The following is a 6,166-nucleotide window of genomic DNA, read 5'->3' on the forward strand; positions in this document are numbered from 1 at the left end:
ACTTAACGGGAAGAATAGGATGAAAGTTCTGTTCGTTTGTCGAGAAAACACCTGCAGAAGCGTTATGGCTGAAGCCGTATTCAATTCTCTGAGCGAAAAGCATAGAGCTGAGAGTGCTGGAATTAAGAGAGGAGAAAAGATAGATAAAAACGCCGTCAAGGTTTTGGAAAAGTACGGATATAGAGTCAAGGAGCGTTCACCAAAATCTCTCGATGATGTAAGCTTAAGGGATTTCGATTTGATCGTAGCCGTTTGTGATGAGTTTTGCGTCGATATTCCGGGAAAAAAGATCATAAGATGGGATATAGAAGATCCGAAAGGCAAGAGTTTAGAAGCCTACGAAAGAGTTTTGAAATTCTTAGAGGTTAAAATTAAGCAACTTCTGGAGGAGATCGAGTATGAAGGTTCTTGAAGAAAGACTCAATAAAATAAAGGAAGAACTCATAGAGATGCACAAGATATCGAGAGAAGCTGTTGAGCTGTGTCTCGACAGCAGAAGCTTGGCAAAGGTTTCGAGCATAGAGAGGAGAGCTGATGTTATGAACACGGACATAGACGATAACTGCCTTGTGGCTGTAGCATTGTACCAGCCGGTAGCGAGGGATTTAAGGTTTTTAGCCAGCGTGATGAGACTTTCAGCCAACTACGAGAGGATAAGCGATCTTGCTGAAAAAATCGCAAAGCTGGAGAATAAAGATGCTGAAAGACTGAAGGAAATGCAGGAAATCGTTTTGGAGATGTTCGACATAGTCTACGAAGCCCTTTCCGAAGGGAAGACAGAAAGCTTAAAGGATAAGTTAGTGGAAAAGGACGACATTCTCGACAAGATCAACAAGAAGATACTTGAAGAAAACATGGAGAAGAAAGTAAAGGAGGCGATAGACACAATTATCGCCGCGAAACACTTTGAGAGAATCGGGGACATTCTGAGTAAGAACGGTTCAAGGATCATCTACATCGAAGAAGGAAAGAGGGTCTGGATAAAGTGAGGAAAAAGTTAATGTTAAGATTTGCAAACTTTCATTGCTGTGATAGCTGAGGCTCTAAAAAAAGTCGGTATAGAGGAACTCAATCAGCTTCAAAAGGAAGCTTACGGTTTAATTAAAAAGGGTTCGGACGTTTTGATAGTAGCTCCCACCGGGAGCGGTAAAACTGAAGCTGCATTAATCCCTGTACTTGAAACGATAAAAGAAAAAAACTTGGAGGGAATCGCTTTAATTTACGTAACCCCTCTTAGAGCTCTAAATAGAGACTTGCTAAGGAGAATAAGCATAATTTGCGACGAAATAGGTTTGAGCGTAGCCGTAAGGCACAGCGACACAACTGAAAGGGAAAGAAAAAAGCAATCCGAAGACCCTCCTCAAATCCTAATAACCACTCCAGAGACTTTTCAGATTCTCTTTCTGGGAAAGAAGCTCAAAAAGGGTCTGAAGAACGTAAAGTTCGTTGTTGTAGATGAAGTCCACGAACTCGTTGAAAGCGAGCGAGGGGTTCAGCTTGCCGTTGCTTTGGAGAGGTTAAGAGAATACACGAAATTCCAGCTCATCGCCTTATCAGCCACCGTCGACGTCGATAAGGTGTTGAAGTTTTTCAAATGTAAAGAACTTATTCTCTCACCCCTTGAGAAGAGATACGTTTTCAAGGTCATCAAGCCCGAGGTAAAAGAGGAGGACTTGGAGCTTGCGAAAAATTTGATGGTCGAAGAAAGTTTTGCGGCAGAGCTGAGAAAAATAAAGGAGATCGTCGAAGAGTACGGATCAGCCCTAATTTTCGTTAACACGAGGCAAACGGCTGAGTTCTTAGCTTCCAAGCTCAAAAAGCTTATTCCGTCGGAAGTCCATCACGGATCGCTGTCCAAGGAGGTTAGAATCGAGAACGAGAGAAAGTTTCTCAACAGAGAAATCAAAGCCCTCGTTTGCACGTCATCGATGGAGCTCGGAATAGACATAGGACATGTTAACGTTGTTGTCCAATACAACAGTCCGAGGGAAGTTGTGCGACTAATTCAGAGAGCTGGGAGAAGCGGTCACAGAATCGATAGAGTAAGTGTGTGCTACATTATCACCAGCTCCTTCGATGATTTGCTTGAATCTGCCGTTATAGTCAAAAAAGCTTTGAGGGGGGAGCTCGAAGAGAGCAGAATTCACGAAAATAGTTTGGACGTTTTAGCCAATCAGATTGCTGGAATTCTGCTCGAAAGAGGAAAAATCGAAGCGTCAGCAGTTTACTCGATAATAAAAAGGGCATATCCCTTTAGGAATCTGAGCTGGGAAGACTTCATGAAAGTTGTTGAGTTCCTTGACACCATAAACTTGATTTTCCACAGAGAAGGGTTGCTCATTCCAACGAGAAAAACAAGAGCCTACTTTTTCGAGAACATCTCCATGATTCCCGACGAAAAGAGCTATCCGGTGAGAGATGTGGTAACGGGAAAAATTATCGGCGTTCTTGACGAAAAATTCCTTCAAACTTTCTCCGGAGAGCTTTTTACAATGAAAGGAGATGTTTGGAGAGTTTTAAGCGTTGATGAGGAGATAAAGGTCTCCCCCGCCCTCTCTGAAGGAGCTGTTCCAAGCTGGGTTGGAGAGGAGATCCCCGTTCCCTACGAAGTGGCTGAAGAAGTTGGATTGCTCAGAAAAGCTATTTTCGCTTACGGAAGAGAGTACCTGGTTGAAAATTATTTCGTAAACGAAGGGGGGGCTAAATTTGCTGAAGAGCTTATAAAGGAGCATGCAAAGAAATTCGCAGTTCCGGGAGGGGGAGAAATAGTAATCGAAGGTGAAAGGGAAGTCACGCTGAACGTATGCTTGGGACACAGAGTCAACGAGGTTCTCGGAAGGGTTATAGCCCTCCTTCTCTCAGCGAGATCCGGAAGAAACGTGTCGATAGAGTTCGACCCCTACAGAATAAAATTCAACCCAGCAAAGGGGGAAGACGTTGCGAGAATTCTCGAAGAGATTTCTCAGCTAAGCTTTGAACAGTTTAGAGAGCTCGTCGTTAGAGCCATTTCCGAAACGAAGCTCTTCCAGTGGAAGTTCGTTCACGTCGCCAAGAAAATGGGATATTTGAGTAAAGAGGTCGAAGTAAGCAGAATAAACGTTCAGAACCTCGTAAAGAAGCTCATGGATACACCAATATTCGAAGAGGCTGTGAGGGAAATGTTCACTGAAAGACTCGATGTCGAAAAAGCCTACGAGTTCGTTAGGAGAATAAAGGACTTTGAAATTCACGTTTATCGTGAGAACACTCCGATAGGTAGCGTAAGTCAGGGAAGTTTTGACATCGTTTCTGGAAAGAGAGAAGAAGCTATTCTCGACCACTTCATTCAGAGACTTGAAGAGGAAGACGTCTGGCTGTACTGCGTGAACTGCAAGCTGAAAATGAGGAAAAAGCTAAGGCATCTCAACGAAAGTTTCTGTCCGAGATGCAAAAGTAGAATGCTGGCTGTGTTCAGCGCGAGAAGAAGTCCAGATGAGTTCAGTGAAAAAGAGCTTTTCAGAATTGCCGAACTGTACAGAGTGCACGGAAAAAAGGCTGCCTACGCTTTGTGCACCTACGGAATCGGAGTAGATACAGCCACTAAAATTTTATCTGGATTCTATCCCGATGATAGAGAGTTCTTTAAGAGTTTGCTCGAAGCGGAGAAGAACTACATAAGAACAAGGAAGTTCTGGTCGTGAGAGAATGGAGGAAAGGTTGAAGGAAATTAAAGACTGGTTCGAAGACCTTATTGACGAAGAGACTGCCGAGCTTCTCGCCAAGTATTCCCTTGGAGGTAAGGTGGAGTTCAAAATAGAGGAGGCTAAGAAGATTCCCGGAAAAGTGGCTTTCGTTGGAAGGGTTGTGAAGATAGAAAAAAGGGAGGCAAAAAATGGACGGGAGTTCTACAGACTCCTTGTTAAAGATGATGAGGGTAGTGCCTTCGTTTACCTCTGGGATGAGGCGAAGGAACTCGTTTACTCAGGAGACTTAAGCGAAGGAGATTTCGTTAAGTTCATAGCGATAAACAAAAACGGATTTTTTTCGGTGAACAGCGGTGACGACGTGGAGATTTTGAGGAAAGAAAAGAGGGAGTTCGAAGGCTACTTAATATCGAGCGGTGAGAACTCTGAAATTTTTTCCGGGAAGCTCATGAAGTTTAAGGGAGAGATTAAAGCGGAAAGAGGTAGCTACGTTAGGGTTAGAGTTGAGGGAGAAAAAATAGTTGACTACGAAGTCTTAAAAGAGAACGTTTTCGAGAGGATAGAAAAAATCGTTCCGGGAAGGTACGTGAACGTTAAAGGTTTCGTAATCGGACTGGGAGAAGACTTGGGTAAGAATGCTGAGATTACGGTGAGCGATAAGGAGAGTTCGATAGACGTTGTGTTGTGGGACGAGTGGAGGAAAATATACTTCGAAGTGGACATAGGGGACTTGATCATGATCTTTAACGCCTACGCAAAGCATGAGGACGTGACGAAACTCCACTGCGGAAGGAGCAGCTACATTCTTCTCGAAAAGATTTATTAACTTCGAACTTTCCCAGATTTATGAAAAAAGTTCTGATAGCTCTGCTGATAATCGCTGCAATAACGAGATTTTACGCACTCACCGACAGACCCATGGACCACGACGAAAGCGTTCACGCTTACTTGAGTTACGTTTTCATGAAAAGCGGATATTACGAATACGATCCAGCCTTTCACGGACCATTCATATACCTCACAACCGGATTCCTCTTCAAGCTCTTTGGCGATTCAGAAGTCGTTGCGAGAGCCCTCGTGGCGATTTTCTCAATTTTCTCAATTTACGTGGCTTATCTTTTCAGAAGGTATATCGGGGACGGCTGGATCCTCCTCGCATTAATTCTAATTTTCTCGCCCTCGATTTTGTACTATTCCAGATATTTTAGAAACGATATGATAGTCATTCCTTCTTTCTTAGCAGCAGTTTACTTTTACTTTAGATACTCCGAGAGTGGAAGGATCGTTTTTGCAGGGTTATCTTCCTTCTTCTTAGCTTTGATGATATGCTCCAAGGAGAACGGATTTATTTACCTCGGAACTCTTCTGTCCTTCATTTTGCTCAAAAGAAAGTTCGTTTTCTGGAGAAATGTTGATCTCAAAGCCATTTTCCTATCGATTTTTGTTTTCTTTTTTATCGTCTCCTTCTATTACACAACAGCTTTCACGAATTTTCCGGGATTGATAAAAGCTTTCACCGACTCAATACAACACTGGGTCGAAATGCACGAAAAAAAGGATCACTGGAAACCTCTCTACTACTACTCGAAAATTCTGATTAAGTACGAATTTTTCGTCCTCGGATTATTCCTCGCTTCATTATTCCAAGCTGCGACGAGGATTAAGAGAAAAGAGATTTCGACTATCGAAGCTTTCGCCCTTTATTGGGCGATAACGGCTTTACTCGCTTACCATGTTTTGAGCCATAAAGTTCCTTGGCTTACGGTCCACCTTGTAGCTCCAATGGCTTTCCTCTCCTCCCTATACTCCACCAAGCTTCTATCCGAGTGGAGAAAATACGTCGTGACGGCGGTACTCTTAGCCAACGTTACCGTAGGATTTTACATTACTTACGTGGACTACAACAACACGGAGCACGATCTAATATACATCCAAGTGCAACCTTCGGCTGTTGAGCTTGCGGAAAGGATAGCCAACGCCACAAACGTTATAGTTTACGAGCCAAACAACGATTACTGGCCACTGCCGTGGTATTTAAGGAAGGACAACATCCCCTTCTCAAGCAAATTTTACCCCTACGACAACGTGGTGACTTCGGAAAGGGAAATGAAAAATCTCCTTGAAAAAGGTTACACCCTCGACGGGAGGTACGAAATACGTCCCGGCTACTACATGGTGTGGCTGAAAAAAGACTAAACTCTATCGGACCTAATTCTTTAGGTTCATTCAGAAGACAATCGGGTTTTCAAAATCAGAAGGAGACATTTCCGCAAACATGAAGTTGATCCTCAGCAACCTGATAAGAAACTAAAACGGATACGGAGCTAAAACTTAAAAAGGGTTTACTCAAACATTTCAAACATGGCGGAAAAGGAAGTAAGCCCGTTGTTGTTCCTCATAGCTTGGGCGATGTTTTCAGCGATGCTTTACCTGTACGCCCACTACATAAAGCTTGCAACAAAGGAGTCGAGGCACATCGTGAT

5 protein-coding genes are annotated in these 6,166 nt (G+C 43.3%); all 5 read left to right on the plus strand.

Features of this window, described 5'->3' with window-relative positions; translation table 11 throughout:
• Window positions 1–412, plus strand: a 412-nt coding sequence (locus F7C14_RS09980; protein ID WP_367114367.1) for a low molecular weight phosphatase family protein, incomplete at its 5' end; no start/stop codon positions are given.
• The gene (locus tag F7C14_RS09985; RefSeq protein ID WP_290902455.1) at window positions 399–989 is read left to right on the plus strand and encodes a PhoU domain-containing protein; all 591 of its coding nucleotides are present in this window, start codon (window positions 399–401) and stop codon (window positions 987–989) included. The genes F7C14_RS09980 and F7C14_RS09985, both read left to right, overlap by 14 nt.
• 39 nt (window positions 990–1,028) lie before the next feature.
• Entirely contained in the window at window positions 1,029–3,680 is a 2,652-nt protein-coding gene (locus F7C14_RS09990) for a DEAD/DEAH box helicase (RefSeq protein WP_290902457.1), read from the plus strand.
• Between the two features lie 4 nt (window positions 3,681–3,684).
• The gene (locus F7C14_RS09995; protein ID WP_290902459.1) at window positions 3,685–4,509 is read left to right on the plus strand and encodes a hypothetical protein; all 825 of its coding nucleotides are present in this window, start codon (window positions 3,685–3,687) and stop codon (window positions 4,507–4,509) included.
• A gap of 20 nt (window positions 4,510–4,529) precedes the next feature.
• On the plus strand, window positions 4,530–5,879 hold the full coding sequence (locus F7C14_RS10000) for a flippase activity-associated protein Agl23 (RefSeq protein WP_290902461.1): 1,350 nt from the start codon (window positions 4,530–4,532) through the stop codon (window positions 5,877–5,879).
• Window positions 5,880–6,166: the final 287 nt, after the last annotated feature.

This window comes from Ferroglobus sp., assembly GCF_015521575.1.
Taxonomy (GTDB): Archaea; Halobacteriota; Archaeoglobi; order Archaeoglobales; family Archaeoglobaceae; genus Ferroglobus.